Here is a 21,571-nt window from a genome sequence, read left to right as displayed (position 1 = left end):
CGCTTCACCGGCCGCGTCAGCGGCGTGCCCAGCTTCCAGCAGGGCAAGATCACCCGTTTGCAGCAGTGGCTGGACGAGCGCGGCCTGAGCATGGACAGCTACGGGCAGAGCTTTTTCTACAGCGATTCGCACAACGATCTGCCCCTGCTGAAGCTGGTCGACCATCCGGTGGCGGTGGATCCGGACGACACCCTGCGCGCCCACGCCGAGCAGCAGGGCTGGCGCGTGATTTCGCTGCGGGATTGAGGCGCGGCAATTATCCACAGCGGCGGCTGAATAACCTTGTGGATAACTGTGTGGATCGCTTGCCGGGGCTTGGCTTTTGCTGGCAAAGGTTAAAAAAGCGGCAGCCCCCAATCGCGGTCGCGAAATTGATAGATTTGCTTGAAAGCCTTGCCTGGCGGGGCTTTCGTCAAGTTGAGTTTCGAGCGCCGCCGACGAAATAGGGCGAGAATTCGAAAGCCTTTATAAAAGATGGGTTTAGGCGGCTTTGTTGACAACTCTGCGTAGTTTTCGCCGCTAAGCGCCTGTTTGCGGTCGCGGCGATGAGCGCGCGCCGCGACGCCGGTTGCTGAACCGGCATGGATGCCGCTAAAGTTCAGGGTCTGCCGCGCCGGGTTTCGCCAAGGTGAAACCGGCGCGGCAGACCCTAGTGTTTGCAATCGTTTTTCGGAGAACCTCCTCGTGTGGTCAATCATTGAAGCGGCCGGCTGGCCGATCTGGACCATCATCGCCGCCTCGGTCGTGTCGCTGGCGATTATCTTTGAACGGTTGTTCAGCCTGAGAAAGAGCAGCGTGGCGCCGGAGGGCCTGCTGGGGCAGGCCTTGCAGGAATACCGCCGCGCCGGCGCCAGCGACGAGCTGTTGCGCAAGCTGCAGGAACATTCGCCGCTGGGCCGCCTGTTCTGCGCCGGTCTGCGCAACGTCGGCGGCAATCGCGAAGTGATGAAGGAAGCGATCGAGGACGAGGGCCGCGTGGTGGCGCACCAGCTGGAGCGCTTGCTGACCACGCTGGGCACCATCGCCGCGATGGCGCCCTTGCTGGGCCTGCTGGGCACGGTGATAGGCATGATCGAGATCTTCGGCTCGCAGTCGCCGGCCGGCAACAACCCGCAGGCGCTGGCGCACGGCATTTCCATCGCGCTGTACAACACCGCCTTCGGCCTGATCGTGGCGATTCCCAGCATGATGTTCTATCGCCATTTCCGCTCCAAGGTGGACGGTCTGCTGGTGGAGATGGAGTCGCAGGCGGTCAAGCTGGTGGAAGTGCTGCACGGCGAGCGTAAAAACGGGGGCTGAGCATGAATTTCCGCCGAGGCCGCAGTCGCGAAGAGCCCGAGATCAACTTCATTCCGCTGATCGACGTGCTGCTGGTGATCCTGATCTTCCTGATGGTCACCACCACCTATTCCAAGTTCGCCGAACTCAAGATCAATCTGCCGGCCGCCCAGGGCGAGCAGGCCAAGACCAAGTCGTCGGAAATCACCGTGGCGGTGGCCGCCAACGGCGAGATGGCGGTGGGCGAGGCCAAGCTGGCCGCCGGCGACAAGGCGGCGCTGCTGAACAAGCTGAAGGACGACGCCGCGGGCAAGACCGATGTGATCGTCATCGTCAACGCCGACGCCAAGGCCACGCACCAATCAGTGGTGACGGTGATGGAGGCGGCGCGCGAGGCCGGGCTCAACCAACTGACTTTCGCCACCCGTTCGCAATAGCCGCATGCATTGGATAGAACGGCAATGGTATCGGCCGCGCTGGTGGCTGACAGCCCTTCTGGCTCCGCTGGAAGGGCTGTTTGCCCTGTCGGCGGCGGCCAGGCGGCTGGCTTATCGCCGCGGCTGGCTGCGCGCCGAGCGCTTGGACGCGCCGGTGGTGGTGATAGGCAACATCAATGTCGGCGGCGTCGGCAAGACGCCGTTGACCCTGGGGCTGTTGCGCGATTTGCAAGGCGAAGGCGTCAAGGCGGGCGTGATCAGCCGCGGCTACGGCGGCAGTCATCGCCAGCCCACGCTGGTGCGGCCGGACAGCGCGCCGGAGGAGGTGGGCGACGAGCCGCTGTTGCTGGCCGCCGGCGGCGCGCCGGTGGTGGTGGGCCGCGACCGCGTCGCCGCCGGCCGCCATCTGCTGGCGCTGCACCCTGATGTGCAACTGATTCTGACCGACGACGGGCTGCAGCATTACCGGCTGCGCCGCGATCTGGAGATCGTGGTGCTGGACGGCGCGCGCGGCGGCGGCAACGGGCGCTTGTTGCCGGCCGGTCCCTTGCGCGAGCCGTGGTCGCGGCTGGCCGCGGCGGGCGCGGTGGTGGTCAACGGCGGCGACGCCGGACTGGACTTGCCGGCCGGGCCGCGGCGCTTCGCCATGCGCTTGCGCCCGGCGGCTTTGCAGCGGCTGGACGCGCCGGAGGAGACGCGGGCGGCGGCGGATTTCGCCGGCCTGAAGTTGGCGGCGATGGCCGGCATTGGCCATCCGCAGCGCTTTTTCGACACGCTGGCCGGCTTGGGCCTGCGGCCGGAGCTGTGCCTGGCCTGGCCCGACCATCATCAATTCGAGGCCGCCGACCTGCCGGCCGACGTGGACGCGGTGATCGTCACCAGCAAGGACGCGGTCAAGCTGCGGCGGGTGATTCATGATGCAGCGCAGCGTGCTAGACTATGGGTTTTGCCGGTTCAGGCGGAGTTGGAGCCTGATCTGAGCGCTTGGATTCTGGATCGACTGAAGATAAAACATGGACGCTAAATTCCTGGACATCCTGGTGTGCCCGCTGTGCAAGGGTCCGCTGGTTTTCGACAAGGCCAAGCAGGAACTGGTCTGCAAGGGCGACCGGCTGGCTTACCCGATCAAGGACGGCATCCCGATGATGCTGGAAGCCGAGGCCCGCGAGCTGGCGCCGGAAGAAGAGATAAAATGAGCCGCGGCTTTTGCGTGGTGATCCCGGCGCGCCTGGCGTCCAGCCGCTTGCCGGGCAAGCCGCTGGCCGACATCGCCGGCATGCCCATGGTGGCGCGGGTCGCCGCGCAGGCGGCCAAGAGCGGCGCGAGCCGGGTGATCGTGGCCACCGACCACGAGGATGTGCTGTCCGCCTGCCGCGCGCACGGCGTCGAGGCGCTGATGACGCGCGCCGACCACGCCAGCGGCACTGACCGGCTGGCCGAAGTGGCGCAGGCGCTGAACCTGGCCGACGATGAGATCGTGGTCAATGTTCAGGGCGACGAGCCCTTGATCGATCCGGCCTTGATCGACCGGCTGGCGGCGCTGCTGGCCGCCGGCGACGCGCCGGTGGCGACCTTGGCGCATCCGTTCCGCGACGCCGCCGACATGTTCAATCCCAATGTGGTCAAGGCGGTGCTGGACCACGCCGGCCGCGCGCTGTATTTCAGCCGCGCGCCGATTCCCTATGCCCGCGACGCCTTCGCACAGGATGCGAGCGCGCTGCCCGCGGACCTACCGGTGCTGCGGCATATCGGCATGTACGCCTATCAGGCGGGTTTTCTGAAGACCTATAACCGTTTGGATCCGGCGCCGCTGGAGCGTTTCGAAGCGCTGGAGCAGTTGCGGGTGCTGTGGCACGGCTTCGCCATCAAGGTGGCCGTGGTCGAGTCCGCGCCGCCGGCCGGCGTGGACACGCCGGAGGATCTGGAGCGAGTGCGCCGCTTGCTGGGCGACGGACGGAAGCCATAAGCCGGGCCGCGTCGGCGCGGCCCGGATTTCGATATCAAATCATCTTATTCAAATTGACGGAGCGATCTTCATGCGACTGATCCTGTTGGGGGCGCCTGGCGCAGGCAAAGGCACCCAGGCCAATTTCATCAAGGAAAAATTCGGCATCCCGCAAATCTCCACCGGCGACATGCTGCGCGCCGCGGTCAAGGCCGGCACGCCGCTGGGCCTGGAAGCCAAGGCGATCATGGACGCCGGCGGCCTGGTGCGCGACGACATCATCATCGGCCTGGTCAAGGAGCGCATCGCCGACGCGGATTGCGCCAACGGCTTCCTGTTCGACGGCTTCCCGCGCACGATCCCGCAAGCCGAGGCGATGATCGCCGCCGGCGTGGACATCGACTACGTGGTGGAGATCGACGTGCCGGACGCGGCCATCGTCGAGCGCATGGCCGGCCGCCGCGTGCACCTGGCCTCCGGCCGCACCTACCACATCAGCTTCAACCCGCCGAAAGTGGCCGGCAAGGACGATGTGAGCGGCGAAGAGCTGGTCCAGCGCGACGACGACCGGGAAGAAACCGTGAAGAAGCGTCTGGCGGTTTACCACGAACAGACCGCGGTGCTGGTGGGCTTCTACGGCGAGCGCGCCGCCAGCGGCGACGCCAAGGCGCCGAAATACATCAAGATCGACGGCACCCGCGCGGTGGAAACCGTGCGCGACGAGGTGCTGAAGGCGCTGGGCGTCTGAGCCGCGGCCGGTTGGCGATCCGCTGAGCGATCGTCGACAGGCGCCGGATTCGCCGTGTAAGCAAAAGCGGGCCTGCGGCCCGCTTTTGTTTTGGCGCGTCGAGAAAGGGCTGGCGCGCCGGCGGCAACAGGCGGACAATTGAACCCGGAGCCCGCTAGCGGCTCCAAAAGTTTTTGCACGTCAAGCCGGAGCGATGCCGGCGCAAGGATAATACCTATGTATCACGGGGAACGTTTCAACGGGATTTCCCATTTGATCGGCACCTTGCTGGCCATTACCGGCCTGGTGGTGCTGGTGACCATGGCCGCGCGCGAGGGCGACCCCTGGAAGGTGGTCAGCTTCAGCCTGTACGGCGCCACGCTGGTGGCCCTGTATCTGATCTCCACGCTGTACCACAGCTTCCGCGGCCGCGCCAAGGCGGTGCTGCAGAAGTGCGACCATTCGGCGATCTACCTGCTGATCGCCGGCAGCTACACGCCGTTCGCGCTGGTGACCCTGCGCGGCGCCTGGGGCTGGAGCCTGTTTGGCGTCAGCTGGGGCCTGGCCGTGTTCGGCATCATTCAGGAGCTGACGCTGGGACGGCGCACCCGGCTGCTGTCGATGATTCTCTACGTGGTGATGGGCTGGCTGGTGCTGGTGGCGCTGCCGCCGCTGATTGAGTCGCTGCCCAGCGGCGGGCTGTTCTGGCTGGCCCTGGGCGGGATTCTGTACAGCGTCGGCATCTACTGGTTCCTCAACGACGAGAAAATCCGCCACGGCCACGGCATCTGGCATCTATTCGTGCTGGGCGGCAGCGTCTGCCAGTTTGTCAGCGTTTTGTTCTACGTGGCCTGAGACGCTGCGCAAAGTCCGCCGCGCTGCGTCAGCGGCGCGGGGAGCGCGGTCACCTATCATCCGCAGGTTCCGCTTTCTCAGCGGTTTTCGCCTTGTCCCGCTCTAGCTCGCGAGACTTTGAACAGGCTCTGAGAGGCGGAGCAGGACGGCGCGCGGGAAGAAGGGCGAAACCGGCTTGAAGTCCGCTGGTTTCGCCCTGTTTGCTGCCGGCTCCGCTTCCGCGGCGTTCATTCGTCCGGCAAGTCCTGCAGCTTGCGTTCCTTGACCAGGGTTTCCAGCGCGCGCACCACTTCCGGGTCGAACTGGCTGCCGGCGCGGCCGGAGATGTAGTCCATGGTGTCGTGCAGCGTCCACGGCTCCTTGTAGGGCCGCTTGTTGAGCAGGGCGTCGAACACGTCCACCACAGCGACGATGCGCGCCGACAGCGGAATTTCCTGCCCCTTCTGCTTTCTGGGATAGCCGTTGCCGTCGAAGTGCTCGTGGTGGCCGCCGGCGATTTCCGAGCCCAGCGACAAATAACTCATGCCTTCCACCATGCTGGCCGATCTGGCCAGTATCTGCGCGCCTATGGTGGCGTGCTGTTCCATGATCACCCGCTCGTCCGGGTCCAGCTTGCCCGGCTTGAACAGGATGTGGTCCGGAGTGCCCACCTTGCCCACGTCGTGCAGGATGCTGGCCATGCCCACCATGTCCATGAATTCCTTGCCCATCAGCTCCGGATAGGCGCCGTTGTCGCGCATCTGGCCGGCGATGGCGTCGGTCAGCCGTTGCACGCGCAACACGTGGTTGCCGGTGTCGGTGTCGCGGAATTCCGCCAGATCCGCCAGCGCCACCACCGTGGCCTCCTGCGCGCTGCGCAGCTGGCTGTAGAGGTAGAGGTTGTCGTAGGCGGCGGAGATGCGTTGGCAGAACACGTCGAGCAGATCGCGCTCCACTTCCTCCAGCGGCCATTGCGGGGTGAAGTGGATGATGAATTCGCGGCCGTTGCGCGAGGTGATGTAGAGCACGTCGTAAGGGTGTTGGTAGATGCTGCGCTTCTCGGCGAAGGAGCGCAGGATCACTTGCTCCAGCTCGGGGAAGGGGGTCAGGTCGCCGCTTTGACCCAGCGATTCGTAGTTGCCGGAGGCGGCCAGGATTTCCAGTTCCGGCCGGCCGTTGCTGTTGTCGTTGCGCACGCAGAGGATGCCGTCGCTGCCGATGTCCAGCAGCGCGCTGATCTGGCGCAGCACGCCGGAGGCGAACTCGCGCAGCGAGTACAGCTGATACAGATCGGAAGCGCTTTCCAGGATCTTGGACAGGCCCTGGCGGTTCTTTTCCAGCGACAGCAGGTTTTCGTAGGCGCGCAAGGAGGAGATGATGGTGGTGAACAGCTTTTGCACCGTCAGTTCGGTCTTGGTCTTGTAGTCGTTGATGTCGTAGTTGAGGATGACTTCCTGCTCGGGCGCCTGTCCGGGCTGGCCGGTGCGCAGCACGATGCGCACCAGGCCGTTCTTCAAGTCCTGGCGGATCTGGTGCACCAGCTTCAGGCCGGCGTCCTCGCTTTCCATCACCACGTCCAGCATGATCAGCGCGATGTCCGGGTGTTGGCGCACCACTTCGTAGGCTTCCTTGCCGGAATGGGCGCTGAGCAGCTCCAGCGGACGCTCCTTGTAGCGGATGTTGCGCAGCGCGATGCGGGTGGCGGTGTGCACGTCCTTTTCGTCGTCGACGATCAGGATTTTCCACGGATGGCGGCCGTCGCCTGCGCCGGCCGCGGGAGAAGCCGCAGACGGAGCGTCATCGTCCAGCAGCCAGTCTTCTTCCTGGTTGGTGGTGTCGCTCATGCTATGTTCTCCTTGCTCTGATTGACCGGGGCGGAGCAGGGCATGGTGATGGTGAAGGTGGTGCCTTTGTTCACTTCGCTGTGCACCTCGATCGACCCGCCCAAGCGTTGCCGCACGATGTTGTAGACGATGTTGAGCCCGAGGCCGCTGCCGCCGCTGCCGCGGCGGGTGGTGAAGAAGGGGTCGAACACCCGGCTCAGGTTTTCCGGCGGAATGCCCTTGCCGTCGTCGCTGAGGGTCAGCGTGATGTAATGCGGGTTGTTGCGCCGGGCTTCGATCAGGATTTTGCCGCTGCTGCGGTTTTCGAAGCCGTGCACCAGGGAGTTGACCATCAGATTGGTGACCACCTGGGCGAAGGAGCCCGGATAGCTGTCCAGCAGGATGTCTTCCTCGCACTGCACGCTGATGGTGGTGTTGGCGTGCTTGAAGCGCGGCTTCAGGCTGGTGATCACTTCGTTCAGATAATCCTGCAGCTGGAAGCTGCGCCGCGCTTCGCTGGTCTGGTCCACCGCCACTTGCTTGAAGCTGTGGATCAGATTGGCCGCGCGCTCGGCGTTGGACAGGATCAGGTCGCTGCATTCCTTGGCGGTGTCGAGGTAAGCCTGGAAGTCGCTTTTCTTGACGGTGCCGCCGTCCACTTTCTCGATGATGTGGCTGGTGGCTGTGCCCAGGTGGGAGGCGGTGGTCAGGGTGATGCCCACCGGGGTGTTGATCTCGTGGGCGACGCCGGCCACCAGGCTGCCCAGCGAGGCCATCTTCTCGGTTTCCACCAGGGTTTGCTGCGCCTCCATCAACTGGCGGTAGGCCTCTTCGGCGCGGTCGCGTTCGGCGCGGGCCACGGCTTCGGCCTCGGTGCGCTTGGCCAGGTCGCCGGCGGTGCGCGCCACGATGCGGTTGAAGCCGTTGACGATGCCGCCGATCTCGTCGTCGGCCACGTGGGTGACTTGGGCGCCGCTGGCGTCCGGCGCGCGGATGGCGGTGTTCAGCGCCTGCTGCAGCCGCGCCAGCGGCTGGAACAGGAAGCGCTGCAGATTGAAGGACATGATCATGAAGATCATCACGTCCAGCAGCAGGATCTGGGCGGACAGTTCGATCAGCTGGTCGCGCTGATGCTTGGCCAGCGCCTGGCGCGACAGGTAGACGGTGGCGTTGCCCAGATGCTCCTTGCCCTGGTAGATGATGGGGATGTTCAGCATGTCGTCGGAACGCGGCTCTTCCGACGGCGGCATGTCGCGGATGCTGCCGTCGGTGTCGTGGCTGCGGCCCAGGCTGAGCCCGGACTCCCCCTTGACGCTGATGGCGATGATGGACGGCCAGCTCAGTTCGCTGTCCAGCGTCAGCCTGACGTTTTCGTCGTCCAGCTGCCAGACGCTGTGCGGCAGCGACATCGCCAGGCGGGCTTTGACCGCGGCGCGTTGGGATTGGTAATCGGCCTCATTGCGTTCTTGGTTGTGCAGATAGGAAAACAGGCCCGTCGTCCCCAGAATGGCGGTGATCCAGGCCATCAACCAGAACATCAATTTGGTTTTTATGCTTTTCATTATGTTCACAGTTCCAAGTGCCCACACTGAATCCTAGGCAGTTCTGGCGCGAATACCAAATCCGGATGCGCGCGGAGCTAGCCGCCTCCGTCGGCGCTCAGCGCCGCGGCGGGCTTGGCGCGCGGGGCCAGCTTCTGCAGCGCCAGCCCGCCGAGGATCAGGCCCAGGCCGACCAGGGTGGAGGGCAGGATGGCTTCGCCGATCAGGAAGTGGATCAGCGCCAGCGACAGCAGCGGCGACAGGAAAATCAGGTTGGCGATGCGGGCGGTGCTGGGCGTCAACTTCATCGCCGTCAGCCACAAGACGAAGGTGAAGCCCATCTCGAAGGCGCCGACGTAGGCGGCGCCGGCCAGGCCCTGCCAGGCGACCGGGCCCAACTGCCCGGTATAGGCGCACCAGGCCAGGCTCAGCGGCAGCGAGAAGGCGAAATTGAGCGTCAAGCCTATCACCGGCTCGCGCGCGTCGCGGGCGTTGAAGATCCAGTATCCGGCCCACAGCAGCGTGGAGGCCAGCGCCAGCGCCACGCCCAGGCTGTCGGAAAAGCGCAGTTCCAGCACCTGGCCGCGGGTGCCTATCACCAGCACGCCCAGATAGCAGACCAGCGCGGCGGCGATGTCGCGGCGCTGCAGTTTCTGCTTGAGCAGCGGCACCGCCAGCAGGCTCATGGTCAGCGCCCAGGTGTAGTTGATGGCCTGGGCTTCCTGCGCCGGCAGCAGCGCGTAGGCCTGGAACAGGATCAGGTAGTACAGCGCCGGGTTGACCGCGCCGAAGACCAGCGAGGCGCGCCAATGGCGGCGCAGGGCCGGCGCGAGTTCGGGCAGCCGGCCCTGCGCCGCCAGCAGCCCCAGCAGGCAGAGCAGGGAGGCGGCGCTGGCGTAGAGCACGAGTTGGGCCGGGCTGAGGTGGGCGAGGCTGATTTTGAAGGCGCTGGCCACCGTGGACCAGGCCAGAACGGCGGCGAGTCCGTAGGCGTAAGCTTTAGATTGTGACTGCAAGGTAATCCCCAGGTGACGGATGAGGGGCCGCGGGACGGCCATGCCGCCGGCCCGCGCGCCGATGAGCCATTCTAATGCAAATGGATTTTCACCGGGGGCTTGCTGGGGTTGGGTTCTAAGTCGCCTGCTCCTGAGCGCGCTCCTGAATCAGCCGGTTCAGCATCAGGCTGGCGCGCCAGGCGGTGTCGGAGGCGGACAGGCCGATGGGGCCGCCGGTTTCCATTTCGAAGTCGTCGCCGGCCAGGCCGTGGATGTGCACCGCCAGGCTGGCGGCTTCGAAAGGCTCCATGCGCTGGGCCAGCAGCGCGGCGATGATGCCGGTCAGCACATCGCCCTGGCCGGCCACCGCCAGCGCCGGGCCGCCGCTGGTGTTCAGGTGGTAGAAGCCGTCCGGGCCGACGATCAGGCTGCCGGCGCCCTTGAGCACCACCACGCAGTTGAAGTGGTTGGCCAGCCGGCGCGCGGCCAGCAGTCTGTCCTTCTGCACCGTCTCGGTGCTTTGCCCCAGCAGGCGCGCGGCTTCCGCCGGGTGCGGGGTCAGCACGGTGCCGGCCTGGCGTTTGGCGATCAGAGCGGCGGCGGCGTGGTCGTTGGCCAGCAGGTTGAGCGCGTCGGCGTCCAGCACCAGCGCCTGCGGTTGCAGAATGAGCTGGTCCAACAGGAGGCCGGCCCGTTCTTGCTGGCCGAGGCCGGGGCCGACGGCGAGCACGTCGGCGTCGGGCAGGCCGGCGATGTCGTCCAGCGCGTGTATCATCAGCTCCGGCACCACCGGGTCCACCGGCAGCCGGTCGTCCAGCGGGCAGACATGGACTTTGCCGGCGCCGCAGGCCAGCGCGCTGCGCCCGGCCAGCAGCGCCGCGCCCAGCATGCCGGGCGCGCCGCCTATCACGCAGACGGTGCCGAACAGGCCCTTGTGGCTGTTGCGCGGCCGCAGCAGCGCGCGGACGTCCGGCTGGTTGATGCTGCCGTCCGCCGCCGGGATCAGCCTGGGCGGGCAGTCCAGCAGTTCCAGCTCCACGTTGCCGGCCAGATCGGCGCCGGAGGCGCTGAACAGGCCGGGTTTCTGGCACAGAAAGGTCAGGGTGTGGCTGGCCTGGATCGCGGTGTTGGCCGGCACGCCGGTATAGGCGTCCAGGCCGCTGGGGCAATCCAAGGCGAGGATGGGGCCGCCCAGCTGGTTGATGCGGTCTATCAGCGTGGTCCATTCCAGATCGAAGTCCCGGCTCAGGCCGACGCCGAACAGACCGTCGATGATCAGTTGCGGCGCGCGGTAGTCGCGCGGCAGATCGAACATCACATGGCCTTGCGCCTGTTCCAGCTCACGCAGCGCTTCCGAGGTGGCCGGGCTGGTGGGCTGGGTGGGCACCAGCACGTCGACGCGGAAGCGGCGGCGCATCAGCTCCAGCGCCGCGTACAAGGCGTCGCCGCCGTTGTTGCCGGGGCCGGCGCAGATCAGCAGCCGGGACGCGCTGGGCAGATGGTGGCTGACCCAGTCGGCGGTGGCCATCGCCGCGCGCTGCATCAGGTTGTAGCCGGCGTCGGTGGCTTGGCGCTCAAGTTGGCGCAAGGCGTCCAGGCTGAGAATGCTTTGGTCTTGTGTCGGCATCCCAAGGTTCCTCTTTGACCGGGCCGCAAGCGGCGCGGCGGCTGGCTAGGACGCCGCGGCGGGTTCGCCCCAGCGCGGCGTCAATTGATTGTCGATGCGGAGCTGATCCAGAATTCGCGCCACCACGAAGTCGATCATGTCGTCCACGGTCTTGGGATGAGTATAGAACCCCGGAGACGGCGGCAGGATGACAACGCCGAGACGGGCCAGTTTGAGCATGTTTTCCAGGTGGATGGCGGAGAACGGCGCTTCGCGCGGCACCAGCACCAGCTTGCGCTGTTCCTTGATGCTGACGTCGGCGGCGCGCTCTATCAGATTGTCGCTGCTGCCCTGGGCGATGGCGGCCAGCGTGCCCATCGAGCACGGGCAGACCACCATGGCGTCGGCCGGGTTGGAGCCGGAGGCCACCGGCGCGAACCATTCTTCGCGGCCGAACACCGCCAGCTGGCCGTCGCGCGCGCCGCTGCGTTGCGTCAGCCATTGCCGGGCTTCGGCCGGGCGCGAGGGCAGGGTCAGGTCCATTTCCTGTTTGGCCACCACTTGCGCGGCCTGCGAGTACAGCACCCAGACGCGGACGCCGGCGGCGATCAGGCAATCGATCAGCCGCAGGCCGTAGGGCAGGCCGGAGGCGCCGGTCAGGGCGACGGTGACGGTTTGGATCGGGCGCATGAATGTTTCCTGTAGGCGGGGGCGGCCCGAACGCGTTCAGTTCTGGCGGTAAAGCTGGCGATGGCGCACCAGCACCTGTTCGGCGGCGAACAGGCGGGCAAGCCGTTCCGTGATGTAGACCGAGCGGTGCTGGCCGCCGGTGCAGCCGACGGCGACGGTCAGATAGCTGCGGTTTTCCATGCTGAAACAGGGCAGCCATTTGCTGACCAGCTGCTGGATGTCGTCCACCATCTGCTGCACTTCCGGCGTTTGCTGGAAGAAGTCGATGATGGGCTGGTCGCGGCCGGTGAACGGGCGCAGCTGCGGGTCGTAATAGGGGTTGGGCAGGCAGCGGACGTCGAACACGAAGTCGGCGTCCCGCGGCAGGCCGTGCTTGAAGCCGAAGGATTCGAAGATCAGGGTCAGCCGGCTGCTGTCGGCGTCCACCAGTTCGCGCACCCAGCTGCGCAGCGCGTTGGCGGACAGCTCGCTGGTGTCGATGCGGGTGCCCAGCTCCATGATCTCGGCCAGCATTTCCTGTTCCAGCAGAATGCTTTCCTCCACCGTGACGTCGGCGCCGGACAGCGGGTGGCGGCGGCGGGTTTCGGAGAAGCGCTTGACCAGGGTGGCGGGCGTGGCCTCCAGGAACAGCAGGCGCACGTCCACCTGCTGGGCCCGCAGTTTTTCCATTTCCGCCGGCAAGGCGCCCAGCGACGGGCCGGAACGGGTGTCCACGCTGATGGCGATCTGTTCGTAGCCGTAGTCGGCGTACAGCGACATCGCCTCGTGCAGCATGGTGGCCGGCAGATTGTCCACGCAGTAGAAGCCGGCGTCTTCCAGCGCGCGCAGCGCCACCGACTTGCCGGAACCGGACAGGCCGCTAATCAATATCAGGCGCATTTTCCTGGTCTCTGAGGAAGTTGGTGTGGCGTTCGATGAATTCGCGCGTGCTGTCGATGCCGCGCAGCTGCAGGATGTAGTTGCGCACCGCGGCCTCCACCAGCACCGCCAGGTTGCGGCCGGCGGCCACCGGCAGCACCACCTTGCGGATGGTGACGCCGATGATGTCCTGGGTCTCGGACTGGATGTTGAGGCGGTCCAGCGCCTGCATCGCCTGGTCGTTGGCCTTGACCAGATGGATGATCAGCCGCAGCACCTTCTTCGGCCGCACCGCGGTTTCGCCGAAGATGGTGCGGATGTTGAGGATGCCCAGGCCGCGCACTTCCAGGAAGTCGCGCAGCAGCGGCGGACAGCGGCCTTCCAGCGTGTCCGGGCCGATGCGGTATAGTTCCACCGCGTCGTCGGCCACCATGCCGTGGCCGCGGGAAATCAGTTCCAGCGCCAGTTCGCTCTTGCCCATCGCCGAATCGCCCATGATCAGCACGCCGATCTCGAACACGTCGAGGAAGACGCCGTGCAGCACGGTGGACACCGCCAGCGCCCGCGCCAGATAGATGCGCAGCACATCCATCAGGTAGGGGCTTTCCAGCTTGGTGGTCATCAGCGGGACGTTGTGGGTGTGGCAGTAGTCGCGCAGCAGCTTGGGCACCGGCTGGTCGTTGGCCACCATCACCACCGACATGCTCTTGTGGAACAGCTGGTCCAGCGCGGTCTTGGCGGCGGACTGCTCCAGCCGGTTCAGATAGTCCACCTCGGCGAGGCCCAGCACCTGGACCCGGTTGGGGTGGATGAAATTGAGGTGGCCGACCAGCGCCTGCGTGGGGCGCTGTTCGTCGTTGCCTATCATATTGTCGGCGCCGCCGGTGCCCGCGACCCAGGTCAGGTTGAGCTTCTGCTGGTTTTCCTGGTACAGCCGGCGGACGCTGATGCTAGGCATTGGGCACCCAATTATTGAGCAGCTGGTAGAGCTCGTCGCGGATGGAGATGCCCAGCATCTGCTCGCGCATCTGGCGGCTGGAGAACAGTTGCGCCAGCTCGGACAGCACTTGCAGGTGCAGGTCGGTGGCCTGTTCCGGCACCAAGAGCACGAACAGGCACTGCACCGGCTTGCCGTCGGGGGCGTCGAAGGGAATGGGGGTCTTCAGGCGGATGAACACGCCCATCGCCTCCTTCAGGCCGCGCGCGCGGCCGTGCGGAATCGCCACGCCCTGGCCAAGGCCGGTGGAGCCGAGCTTTTCGCGGGCGAACAGGCAATCGAAGATTTCGCTGCGCGCGATGCCCCGGGTATTTTCAACCAAGAGGCCGACTTGTTCGAACACGCGTTTCTTGCTGGCGACGTCGAGATCCAGCAGCACGTGTTCGGGAGTCAGGATTTTGCCGATGAGGTTCATATTGGATTATGCATGCGGCTGAGAAAAACCCGGCAATTCTACGTTGCCTTGATAGTACTGAAAACGGGCAAGTGCAAAGAAAAGCGGGAACCCGCAGGCCCCCGCCTTCCAATTCAAGGGATTACAGGCTGGCTTCAGGGGCCGGAGCACGGTGTTCAGACTGCTTTTCCTTGTGTTTCAGCACTTGGCGGTCCAGCTTGTCGATCAACAGATCGATGGCGGCGTACATATCGGATTCGGTGGCTTCCACGTGGATGTCCTTGCCGGACAGATGCACGTTGACTTCAGCTTTTTGCACCAGTTTATCAACAGACAGAGTAACGGAAATGTCGATCACATGGTCGACATGTCGAGTAACGCGCTCCATTTTGGTTTCAACGTATTCGCGCAGGGCGGGAGTTACTTCCAGATGCAGTCCAGTTACTTTGAGGTTCATACCCTAGCTCCTTCTGGTGTTGACAGTCCGGTCGGGTCGGCCGGATCGCTGTATTCTGCCGCGCGGATCACAGCGTCTTGCGCTGGTTGACCGGCGGTATCTGCATGGCTTCACGATACTTGGCTATCGTGCGTCTGGCAACTTGTATTCCCTGTTTGGCCAGCGCTTCGACCAGGGCGCTGTCGGACAGCGGCTTGCTCGGCGATTCGGCGTCTATCAGGCTGCGGATGTGGGCCTTGATCGCGGTGGCGGAGCATTCGCCGCCGCTGTCGGTTTCCAGCGCGCTGCCGAAGAAATACTTGAGCTCGAACAGGCCGCGCGGGCAGAGCAGGTATTTCTGGGTGGTGACCCGGGAAACCGTGGATTCATGCAGGCCCAGCTCGTCCGCGATGTCGCGCAGGATCAGCGGGCGCATGGCCACTTCGCCGTGTTCAAAGAACGATTGCTGCCGTTCAACGATAGCTTCCGCCACTTTCAGGATAGTGTCAAATCGCTGCTGGATGTTCTTCACCAGCCATTTCGCCTCCTGCAGCCGCGAGGACATTTCGCCGTTGCCGCCGCGGTTTTCCGCCAGCAGCCGCGCGTACATCTGGTTGACGCGCAAGCGCGGCACCGCGCCGCCGTTGAGGGTCGCCACCCAGCGCCCCTTGCGTTTGCGGACCGAGATGTCGGGGATCACGTACTGGGTGTCGCTGGCGCCGAAACCGGCGGTGGGGCGGGGGTTGAGGCGGGCGATCAGCGCCTGGGCGGCGCGCAGCGCGGCGTCGTCGACGCCCAGCTGCTTTTTCAGCCGGGTGTAGTCGCGGTTGCCCAGCAAGGCCAGGTGGTCGCGGACGATGGCCAGCGCCAACTCGCGCTGAGGCTCGTCCGGGTCCAGCCGCTGCAATTGCAGCGCCAGCGCCTCCGGCAGCGAACGCGCGCCGACGCCGGGCGGGTCGAACTGCTGCAGCAGGCGCAGGCCTATCATCAGTTCGTCGGCCTCGATTTCCAGCTCCAGCGGCAGGTGGCTGGCGATGTCTTCCAGCGTCTGGCCCAGATAGCCGTCGTCGTCCAGTTCTTCGATCAGCAGTTGCACGATGGCCTGGTCGCGCGTCGGCAGCGCCACTTCGCCCAGTTGCGCCAGCAGGTGCTCGCGCAGGCTGATCGGACAGGGCACGTTCAGCATCGGGTCCAGCTCGTCGTCGCCGTCGCCGCGGCGGCCGCCGCTGCCCCAGTCGCTCAGTTCGCCGGCCTCGGCGCCGCGCTCGCCGTCGTCGCCGGAGGCTTCGTCGCGGGTTTCCGCGGCGGCGTCCTGCTCCTGGCCGGCGGGGGCGTCGGGCGCCTCGCCCTGCGGCGCTTCGTCGCCGCGCTCCAGCAAGGGGTTGTCCAGCAGGAAGCGCTCGACTTCGGTCTGCAGGTCGAGGGTGGACATCTGCAGCAGCTTGATCGACTGCTGCAGCTGCGGCGTCAGGGTCAGCTGCTGCGATACCTTGAGCTGAAGGGTCTGTTTCATCGCTTACAGGTGGAAGTGTTCGCCAAGATAGACTTCGCGCACCTTCTCGTTGTTAACCAGTTCCTCCGGCTCGCCGGAGGCGAGCACCGAGCCTTCGCTGATGATGTAGGCGCGGTCGCAGATGCGCAAGGTTTCGCGCACGTTATGGTCGGTGATCAGCACGCCGATGCCGCGCTCCTTCAGGAAGGAGATGATTTTCTGGATGTCGATCACCGCGATCGGGTCGACGCCGGCGAAGGGTTCGTCCAGCAGGATGAAGCGCGGCCGGGTGGCCAGCACGCGGGCGATCTCGACGCGGCGGCGTTCGCCGCCGGACAGCGACAAGGCGCTGCTGTCGCGCAGGTGGCCGATGTTGAGGTCGTCCAGCAGCAGCTCCAGCTCCTTCTCCAGTTCCTTGCCCTTGAGGCCGGACACTTCCAGGATGGCGGCGATGTTCTCCTCCACCGTCATGCGGCGGAAGATGGAGGCTTCCTGCGGCAGGTAGCCGAGGCCCAGGCGCGCGCGCTGGTGGATGGGGTAGTGGGTGATCACCTGGTCATCCAGACGGATCTCGCCGTCGTCGGCGCCGATCAGGCCGACGATCATGTAGAAGCTGGTGGTCTTGCCGGCGCCGTTGGGGCCGAGCAGGCCCACCACCTCGCCGCTGGCGATTTCAAGCGCCACGTCCTTGACCACGGTGCGTTTCTTGAAGCGCTTGCGCAGGCGCTCCACCTTGAGCACGCTTTGCGTCATTTGGCGGCTCCGCTGGCGGGTTTGGCCGCTGCCGGCTGGGAGGCGGTGTTCTTGGGCTGCAGGATCACGGTGACGCGGCCCTTGTTGGGGCCGGTGGCGGTGCCGCCGGTCACTTGATAGGTTTCGTTCTGGGTGTTGTAGGTGATTACGTTGCCCACCACCAGATCGCCTTCGCGTTTGACGCGGGCGTTGCCGGTCAGCACTGCGAGGTTGGCCGAGCTGCTGTAGTCGAGGCGGCTGGACTGGCCTTCCACCCATTCGTTCTTGCCGTCCATCTTCTGGCGGAAGGTGACGATGCGGCCGGTGGCCACCAGGGTCTGGTTGCCCTGCTTGTCCTGGGTGGCGACGACTTTGTCGGCGTTCAGGCGCAAGGTGCCCTGGATGATCACCACATTGCCTTCGCAAGTGGACACGCCCTTGATCTGGTCCATGGTGCAGCCGTTGTCGCTGGTGATTTCCATCGGCTTGGTGCGGTCGGCCTGTTCGGCGTGGGCGACGGAGGCGGCGGCCAGCGCCAGGCCGGCCAGCAGGAGACGGAGCTTATTTTTCATAAATGATCTTGGTGTGAGACAGCAGGTTCAACAAACCTGTCTGTTGCTGGTAGATGAAGCCCACGGAGTTGCCGTGCGATTTGCCCTGAAAGAACACGGTGGGCGCGGCGGAGCGGGCGATTTTCTTGGCGGTGTCGACATGCATGGCGCTGGTGACGACCTTGGTTTCCGGCTTGTCCGCGGCGGCGGGCTGGATCATGGTCGCCTTCTTGTCGAAATAGGCCTGCTGGGTCTTGTTGTTGTAACGGCCGACGTCGCCGATCAACTGATATTGCAGCGCGCCTTGCTGGTATTGGTAAAGCTCGGGGTTTTCGAAGAAGGCGTCGTCCTTGCCCGGGTACTGCCACATGCGCGTGGCGATCAGCCGTTCGTAGAGCTTGCCTTGCGGGTCGAAGCGGGTGGCGATCAGGTGCTCGGCCACGTACTCGGGCTTGTCCGGGTCCAGTTCGCGGCGGTTGCTGTCCCAGCGCGAGACCTGGTCCAGCCACACGGTCAACAGGCCGGTCAGGCCGACCAGCAGCAGCGGGAACAGCCGGTGGGAACGCAGCAGGCGGATCATGCCAGATATCCCGCCAGGATTTTATCGAAGGAGCCCTGGGCCTGCATGATCAACTCGGCCAGCTCGCGCACCGCGCCCTTGCCGCCTGAGCAGCCGGTCACGTAGTGGGCGTGCTGGCGCACCAGGGCCGGCGCTTCCGGCACGGCGACGGCCAGGCCGACGCGGGTGAGGATGGGCAGGTCGATCAGGTCGTCGCCGATGAAGGCGCATTCTTCGGCGCTTAGGCCGGTGCATGCCAGCAGCTCGGCCAGGGCCAGCTTCTTATCGTGCACGCCGCCGTAGTAGTGGTCGATCTGCAGCGCCTGGGCGCGGTGTTCGACGCAGCGGTCGGCGCGGCCGGAGATGATGGCCAGCCGGACCCCGGTGGATCGCAGCAGGCGCAGGCCCAGGCCGTCCTGCACATTGAAGGATTTGCTTTCTTCGCCGTGGGCGTTGTAGTAGATGCGGCCGTCGGTCATCACGCCGTCCACGTCCATGATCAGCAGCTTGACCTTGCGGGCCTGCTCAAAAATGCTTTGCATGCTTGTCCTTGCTAATGCCGGCGACTCAGATCACGCCGGCCTTGAATAGGTCGTGCAGATGCAGCGCGCCTATCAGCTTGTTGTCTTCATCTACGACCAGCAGACTGGTGATCTTGTTCTGTTCCATCAGGAACACCGCCTCGGTGGCCAGTTTTTTCGGGCCTATGGTGCGCGGCGAGGGGCTCATCACCTGGTCGATGCTCAGATCGTAGAGGTTGGCGGAGCGCTCCAGCGTGCGGCGCAGGTCGCCGTCGGTGTAGACGCCCAGCAGGGAGTCGTCGGCGGCGCAGACGGCCAGCATGCCCAGCCGCTTGCGCGACAGTTCCAGTAACGCGTCCTTCAGCGGCGTGCCCGGCGCCACCCGCGGCAATTCGTCGCCGCTGTGCATGATGTCGGAAACGTGAACCAGCAGCTTGCGGCCCAGGCTGCCGCCCGGATGCGACAGCGCGAAATCGCCCTGGCCGAAGCCGCGCGCGTCCATCAGCGTGACCGCCAGCGCGTCGCCCAGCGCCATCTGCACCGTGGTGCTGGTGGTGGGGGCCAGGCCCAGCGGGCAGGCTTCCTTCTCCACGCGCGCGTCCAGGTGGATGTCGGCCTCCTGCGCCATGGTGGAGCCGTCGCGTCCGGTCATGCAGATCAGACGCACGCCTTTGCGCTTCAAGGCCGGCAGCAGCGCGATGATCTCGTCGCTTTCGCCGGAGTTGGACAGCGCCAGCACGATGTCCTGGGCGGTGATCATGCCCAGGTCGCCGTGGGCGGCCTCGCCCGGGTGGACGAAGAAGGCCGGCGTGCCGGTGCTGGCCAGCGTGGCGGCGATCTTGCGCGCCACGTGGCCGGACTTGCCCATGCCGGTGACCACCAGCCGGCCGGCGCTGGCCAGGATCAGGTCCACGGCGGCGAGAAAGTCGCCGTTCAGGCTGCTCGACAGCGCGGTGAGGGCTTCGGACTCGATCTGCAGGACTTCCCGGGCCAATTGAAGCCGGGACGGAGCTTGTACTTTTTCCATAATTCGAAAGTATATCAAAGGTTATAATCGCTGAACGCAGGCTGGTGCATCTTTTGCTTGGCATGTGTTAAAAATTGCAGCCTTCCACCCCATCAGCCTCAGGAGTTCCGCCGCGCGATGCATTCGTCTCTTGCCCCTATCGTCTTGGTTCTGCTGGCCGCGGTGTTGTCGGTGACTTTGTGCCGCAGCCTGAAAGTGCCGGCCATGCTCGGCTATCTGGTGGTGGGCTTCCTGGCCGGCCCCGGCGTGATGAATCTGATTCCGCAAGGCGAGGAAACCGCCTTTCTCGGCGAGATCGGCATTGTCTTCATGATGTTTTCCATCGGCCTGGAGTTTTCCCTGCCCAAGCTACGCGCGATGCGGCAGCTGGTGTTCGGCGTCGGCTTCGGTCAGGTGGCGGCGACCATGCTGCTGGTGGGGCTGGCGGTGGGCTGGCTCAGCGGCAGCCCGCTGACCGGCTTCGCCGTCGGCGGCGCGCTGGCGATGTCGTCCACCGCCATCGTCAGCAAGCTCTTGAACGAGCGGCTGGAGCTGAACCAGACCCACGGCCAACTGGCCATCGGCGTGCTGCTGTTCCAGGACATCGCGGTGGTCCCCTTGCTGATTCTGTTCCCGGCCTTCGCCGGCGGCAGCGACACCTTGTGGATGGATCTGGGCCTGGCGGCGCTGAAGGTGGTGGTGGTGCTGGCCTTGTTGCTGTTTTTCGGCCAACGGCTGCTGCGGCCGTGGTTCCATCTGGTGGCGCGCCAGCGCTCGGGCGAGCTGTTCATGATCAATGTGCTGCTGGTGACCTTGGGCGTGGCCTGGCTGACCGAGCTGTCCGGCCTGTCGCTGGCCTTGGGCGCCTTTGTCGCCGGCATGTTGATTTCGGAAACCGAATACCGTTACCAGGTGGAGGAGGACATCCGCCCGTTCCGCGACATCCTGTTGGGCTTCTTCTTCGTCACCGTCGGCATGAAGCTGGAGCTGACGGTGTTGTTCGAGCGCTTCGGCGAAGTGCTGCTGATGCTGGCCCTGCTGCTGCCTATCAAGGTGGCGGTGGTGTTCGGCGTGGCGCGCGGTTTCCGTCACAAGTCCAATGAGTCCATGCGCGCCGCGCTGGCGCTGGCCCAGGGCGGCGAATTCGGCTTCGTGCTGCTGGCGCTGGCCTTGAACCTGCATCTGGTGCCGGCCGGCACCGCCCAGGCGGCGATCGCCGCGATTCTGATTTCCATGCTGATCGCGCCCTTCCTGATCCTGTACGGCGACAAGATCACCCGCCGCCTGATCAAGCAGGACTGGATGTTCCAGGCGCTGGACCTGCACCACATGCTGGTGGAGAGCATGTCCAAGAACGATCACGTGGTGATCTGCGGCTACGGCCGCAGCGGCCAGGCGCTGGCGCGCTTGCTGGAGGCGGAGGAGATTCCGTTCTTCGCGCTGGACATGGACCCGGAGCGGGTGCGCGAGGCCGGCGAGGCCGGCGATCCGGTGGTGTTCGGCGACGCCGGCAAGCACGAGGTGCTGGTGGCGGCCGGCCTGATGCGCGCCAAGGCGGTGGTGGTGACTTTCGCCGACACCCACGCGGCGTTGCGCATTCTGAGCTCGGTCGAACACGCGCGGCCGGGGCTGCCGGTGATCGTGCGCACCGTGGACGACAGCGATATGGATCAGCTGCGCCACGCCGGCGCCGACGAGGTGGTGGCCGAGGTGATGGAGGGCAGCCTGATGCTGGCCTCGCAGGCCTTGCTGGTGGTCGGGGTGCCGCCGAGCCGGGTGGTGCGCCGCATCCGCGCGGTGCGCGAGGAGCGCTACGGCCTGTTCCGCGGCTTTTTCCGCGGCGCCAGCGACGAGGGCGAGGCCATGGACGAAGCCTTGGTGCCGCGCTTGCAGAGCGTGCAGGTCTGCACCGGGGCGGCGGCGGTGGGCCAGCCCTTGGCCAATCTGCATTTGGGGGATTTGGGCGTGGAGCTGAAGGCGATCCGCCGCCAGCGGGTGCGACGCACTGATTTCGACGACAGTTTCGAGGTGGAGCAGGGCGACGCGCTGGTGTTGCTGGGCACGCCGGAGCAGCTGGCGCTGGCCGAGTACCGGATTCTGCAGGGGGAGTAGCGGTTTAGGAAGGGGCTCTCGATCTGCCGAGCGTCGT

25 protein-coding genes are annotated in these 21,571 nt (G+C 65.5%); 9 read left to right on the top strand and 16 right to left on the bottom strand.

Translation table 11 applies throughout. The annotated features are described in order from the left end of the window. Nucleotides 1–246 (top strand): HAD family phosphatase (locus tag VK98_RS16780; RefSeq protein WP_048415101.1); only part of this gene is annotated, 246 nt, incomplete at its 5' end. Between the two features lie 89 nt (nt 247–335). Here the strand turns inward: VK98_RS16780 and VK98_RS23825 are convergent. After that, nucleotides 336–698 carry a hypothetical protein gene (locus VK98_RS23825; RefSeq protein WP_156187751.1) on the bottom strand — a complete coding sequence of 121 codons (363 nt, stop codon included), beginning with the start codon at nt 696–698 and terminating at the stop codon, nt 336–338. On the opposite strand from VK98_RS23825, the gene VK98_RS16775 reads away from it, so the two are divergent. The 7 genes from VK98_RS16775 (at nt 685) to VK98_RS16745 (ending at nt 5,242) form a co-directional block, all read left to right on the top strand. Then, nucleotides 685–1,299 (top strand): MotA/TolQ/ExbB proton channel family protein, encoded by a 615-nt coding sequence (locus VK98_RS16775; protein ID WP_048412772.1) that lies wholly within the window; start codon nt 685–687, stop codon nt 1,297–1,299. The genes VK98_RS23825 and VK98_RS16775 overlap by 14 nt on opposite strands. 2 nt (nt 1,300–1,301) lie before the next feature. Beyond that, a complete protein-coding gene (locus VK98_RS16770) occupies nt 1,302–1,715 on the top strand; it encodes a biopolymer transporter ExbD (RefSeq protein ID WP_048412771.1) in 414 nt (137 codons plus the stop codon). A gap of 4 nt (nt 1,716–1,719) precedes the next feature. Further along, nucleotides 1,720–2,739: a tetraacyldisaccharide 4'-kinase gene (gene lpxK / locus VK98_RS16765; RefSeq protein ID WP_048412770.1), complete on the top strand. Its 1,020-nt coding sequence runs from the start codon at nt 1,720–1,722 to the stop codon at nt 2,737–2,739. Then, nucleotides 2,729–2,911 carry a Trm112 family protein gene (locus VK98_RS16760; RefSeq protein WP_048408720.1) on the top strand — a complete coding sequence of 61 codons (183 nt, stop codon included), beginning with the start codon at nt 2,729–2,731 and terminating at the stop codon, nt 2,909–2,911. Before lpxK ends, VK98_RS16760 begins: the two co-directional genes overlap by 11 nt. Further along, the gene (kdsB, locus tag VK98_RS16755; protein WP_048412769.1) at nt 2,908–3,681 is read left to right on the top strand and encodes a 3-deoxy-manno-octulosonate cytidylyltransferase; all 774 of its coding nucleotides are present in this window, start codon (nt 2,908–2,910) and stop codon (nt 3,679–3,681) included. The genes VK98_RS16760 and kdsB overlap by 4 nt, the downstream gene beginning before the upstream one ends. Before the next feature lie 70 nt (nt 3,682–3,751). Then, nucleotides 3,752–4,408, top strand: a complete 657-nt coding sequence (gene adk / locus VK98_RS16750; RefSeq protein ID WP_048412768.1) for an adenylate kinase — start codon at nt 3,752–3,754, stop codon at nt 4,406–4,408. Between the two features lie 216 nt (nt 4,409–4,624). Continuing rightward, nucleotides 4,625–5,242 carry a hemolysin III family protein gene (locus tag VK98_RS16745; protein ID WP_019100472.1) on the top strand — a complete coding sequence of 206 codons (618 nt, stop codon included), beginning with the start codon at nt 4,625–4,627 and terminating at the stop codon, nt 5,240–5,242. A gap of 227 nt (nt 5,243–5,469) precedes the next feature. Here VK98_RS16745 and VK98_RS16740 read toward each other — a convergent pair whose 3' ends face one another. From VK98_RS16740 to VK98_RS16670, 15 genes are all read right to left on the bottom strand, one after another. Then, on the bottom strand, nt 5,470–7,065 hold the full coding sequence (locus tag VK98_RS16740; RefSeq protein ID WP_048415100.1) for a DUF3369 domain-containing protein: 1,596 nt from the start codon (nt 7,063–7,065) through the stop codon (nt 5,470–5,472). Further along, nucleotides 7,062–8,606 (bottom strand): sensor histidine kinase, encoded by a 1,545-nt coding sequence (locus VK98_RS16735; protein WP_043591975.1) that lies wholly within the window; start codon nt 8,604–8,606, stop codon nt 7,062–7,064. The genes VK98_RS16740 and VK98_RS16735 overlap by 4 nt, the downstream gene beginning before the upstream one ends. Nucleotides 8,607–8,683: 77 nt before the next feature. Continuing rightward, nucleotides 8,684–9,601 carry a DMT family transporter gene (locus tag VK98_RS16730; protein WP_156187911.1) on the bottom strand — a complete coding sequence of 306 codons (918 nt, stop codon included), beginning with the start codon at nt 9,599–9,601 and terminating at the stop codon, nt 8,684–8,686. A 115-nt stretch (nt 9,602–9,716) separates the two neighbouring features. After that, nucleotides 9,717–11,207, bottom strand: a complete 1,491-nt coding sequence (locus tag VK98_RS16725) for a bifunctional ADP-dependent NAD(P)H-hydrate dehydratase/NAD(P)H-hydrate epimerase (RefSeq protein ID WP_048415098.1) — start codon at nt 11,205–11,207, stop codon at nt 9,717–9,719. 45 nt (nt 11,208–11,252) lie between these two features. Then, nucleotides 11,253–11,876, bottom strand: a complete 624-nt coding sequence (locus VK98_RS16720) for a flavin prenyltransferase UbiX (protein ID WP_048415097.1) — start codon at nt 11,874–11,876, stop codon at nt 11,253–11,255. 36 nt (nt 11,877–11,912) lie between these two features. Continuing rightward, nucleotides 11,913–12,755 carry an RNase adapter RapZ gene (gene rapZ, locus VK98_RS16715; RefSeq protein WP_048415096.1) on the bottom strand — a complete coding sequence of 281 codons (843 nt, stop codon included), beginning with the start codon at nt 12,753–12,755 and terminating at the stop codon, nt 11,913–11,915. Beyond that, nucleotides 12,736–13,692, bottom strand: a complete 957-nt coding sequence (hprK, locus tag VK98_RS16710) for an HPr(Ser) kinase/phosphatase (RefSeq protein WP_019104261.1) — start codon at nt 13,690–13,692, stop codon at nt 12,736–12,738. The genes rapZ and hprK overlap by 20 nt, the downstream gene beginning before the upstream one ends. Continuing rightward, complete coding sequence (ptsN, locus tag VK98_RS16705; protein WP_043632481.1) at nt 13,685–14,146, bottom strand: PTS IIA-like nitrogen regulatory protein PtsN; 462 nt, start codon at nt 14,144–14,146, stop codon at nt 13,685–13,687. Before ptsN ends, hprK begins: the two co-directional genes overlap by 8 nt. A 121-nt stretch (nt 14,147–14,267) precedes the next feature. Continuing rightward, complete coding sequence (gene hpf, locus VK98_RS16700) at nt 14,268–14,582, bottom strand: ribosome hibernation-promoting factor, HPF/YfiA family (protein ID WP_019104259.1); 315 nt, start codon at nt 14,580–14,582, stop codon at nt 14,268–14,270. A gap of 67 nt (nt 14,583–14,649) precedes the next feature. Continuing rightward, entirely contained in the window at nt 14,650–16,074 is a 1,425-nt protein-coding gene (locus VK98_RS16695) for an RNA polymerase factor sigma-54 (RefSeq protein ID WP_048415095.1), read from the bottom strand. A 3-nt stretch (nt 16,075–16,077) separates the two neighbouring features. After that, nucleotides 16,078–16,806 (bottom strand): LPS export ABC transporter ATP-binding protein, encoded by a 729-nt coding sequence (gene lptB, locus VK98_RS16690; RefSeq protein ID WP_048415094.1) that lies wholly within the window; start codon nt 16,804–16,806, stop codon nt 16,078–16,080. Beyond that, nucleotides 16,803–17,357 (bottom strand): lipopolysaccharide transport periplasmic protein LptA, encoded by a 555-nt coding sequence (gene lptA, locus VK98_RS16685; protein WP_048415093.1) that lies wholly within the window; start codon nt 17,355–17,357, stop codon nt 16,803–16,805. The genes lptB and lptA overlap by 4 nt, the downstream gene beginning before the upstream one ends. Then, nucleotides 17,347–17,916, bottom strand: coding sequence for an LPS export ABC transporter periplasmic protein LptC (lptC, locus tag VK98_RS16680; RefSeq protein WP_048415092.1), 570 nt, complete (start codon nt 17,914–17,916; stop codon nt 17,347–17,349). The genes lptA and lptC overlap by 11 nt, the downstream gene beginning before the upstream one ends. Further along, nucleotides 17,913–18,437: an HAD family hydrolase gene (locus VK98_RS16675; protein ID WP_048415091.1), complete on the bottom strand. Its 525-nt coding sequence runs from the start codon at nt 18,435–18,437 to the stop codon at nt 17,913–17,915. The genes lptC and VK98_RS16675 overlap by 4 nt, the downstream gene beginning before the upstream one ends. A 25-nt stretch (nt 18,438–18,462) precedes the next feature. Next, on the bottom strand, nt 18,463–19,443 hold the full coding sequence (locus VK98_RS16670; protein ID WP_048415090.1) for a KpsF/GutQ family sugar-phosphate isomerase: 981 nt from the start codon (nt 19,441–19,443) through the stop codon (nt 18,463–18,465). A 117-nt stretch (nt 19,444–19,560) separates the two neighbouring features. Between VK98_RS16670 and VK98_RS16665 the strand changes: the two genes are divergently transcribed. Beyond that, nucleotides 19,561–21,534: a cation:proton antiporter gene (locus VK98_RS16665; RefSeq protein ID WP_048415089.1), complete on the top strand. Its 1,974-nt coding sequence runs from the start codon at nt 19,561–19,563 to the stop codon at nt 21,532–21,534. Nucleotides 21,535–21,571 lie beyond the last annotated feature (37 nt).

Origin of the sequence: Chromobacterium sp. LK11 (assembly GCF_001043705.1) — a bacterium.
GTDB lineage: Bacteria > Pseudomonadota > Gammaproteobacteria > Burkholderiales > Chromobacteriaceae > Chromobacterium > Chromobacterium alkanivorans.
The sequence above is the reverse complement of the archived record's forward strand: the minus strand, read 5'-3'. Positions and strand labels throughout refer to the sequence as shown.